The sequence below is a fragment of the Acidaminobacter sp. JC074 genome (assembly GCF_022496765.1).
Taxonomy (GTDB): domain Bacteria; phylum Bacillota; class Clostridia; order Peptostreptococcales; family Acidaminobacteraceae; genus JABXKX01.
Genome location: NZ_VANV01000068.1, coordinates 1 through 1,423 on the forward strand (window position 1 = coordinate 1; position 1,423 = coordinate 1,423).

Sequence of the window (1,423 nt, forward strand, 5' to 3'; positions counted from 1 at the left end):
AAAAAATAAGACATGAGAAGTTCATATACTTTATAATGTAATCACCACAAAAACTAATATAAAGGAGAACTCTCATGCCTAATACTGATTTTATACGAGATTTACTAGATTTAAAAGACCCAAATATAATTATTTCTGATAAATGTTATTTAGAGGAAACAATTAAGGATGTAGTACATAAAGTTATCCTAGGAAAACTGACTTATGAACCAACAGCTTGTTATAGTTGTGCATGCGTGTTTGATAAAAATATTATTAAGCACGGTTTTAAGACTTCTGATATCAAGGTTCTGTCTACTGCTGGTTTTCCAACGATTATTAGACTCAGTAAACAAAGATATTTATGCAAACATTGTAATTCTACTTTTACACTTAAAACGTCACTGGTTAAAGAAAAGTGCTTCATATCTAATAATACCAAGTTATCTATCGCTATCGAGGCGAAAAAGAAAATATCTGAGAAAGATCTTGCTGCGAATCAYAATGTTTCTCATTCCACAGTTAATAGGATCATTGATGATGCATATGAAGCATATAAAGTAAAAAAGAACTACTTGCCTAGAAATATATGCTTCGATGAGTTTAAGTCCGTTAAAGCAACTTCTGGAGCTATGTCATTCTTATTTGTAAATGCTGATAATAGTGAAATCATTGATATTGTTGAAGATAGAAAACTAGAGAACCTTAAAAGATACTTCCTTAGCTTCTCTAAGGCAGCTCGGAGAGCTGTTAGAAATATTGTTATAGATATGTATTCACCATACATGACTTTAATTAGAGCACTTTTCCCAAATGCCAGTATCGTAATTGACAAGTTTCATCTAGTGCAACTCTATAGTCGCGCGCTTAATAAAACTAGAATTAGAATCATGAATCAAGCCGATGAACACTATAATAAATTTAAGCGGTTTTGGAAGCTAATTCTTAAAGATCGTGACAATTTAGATGCAGTGAAACTTAGATACAATCGTTCATTTAAGAAACAGATGCGAGAGATAGATATTGTAGATTTTCTCYTAGAGCAAAGTCCTGAACTGAAAGCTTGTTATAATCTCTATCAAGATATGAAGACAGCGATAAAACTAAAAAGTCTTCCTTTACTMGATAAAGCTTTATCAACTGAARAATCATCCTTATCCAGCTACATGATTACATGCATAAAGACAACCAAGAAATATAAGAAATATATTATCAATATGTTCAACTGCCATTATACAAATGGGATTATAGAAGGAATTAATAACAAGATAAAAGTAATTAAGAGGATAGCCTTTGGTTATAGAAGTTATGTGCACTTTCGAAACAGAATACTCATCACACAAGGAATGCTAAAACTAAAAGCGGTTTAAGACTATTAGCCCTAAACCGCAATTACATTTAAATTTGTGAATTACTCTCCACCAACACTATTTGACAAAGAGCC

1 protein-coding gene is annotated in these 1,423 nt (G+C 31.5%); it reads left to right on the forward strand.

Annotation, left to right across the window (positions count from 1 at the left end):
* The first annotated feature begins 74 nt into the window (after positions 1-74).
* Positions 75-1,349: an ISL3 family transposase gene (locus tag EZV73_RS28225; protein WP_240843927.1), complete on the forward strand. Its 1,275-nt coding sequence runs from the start codon at positions 75-77 to the stop codon at positions 1,347-1,349.
* The last annotated feature ends 74 nt before the right edge of the window (positions 1,350-1,423 follow it).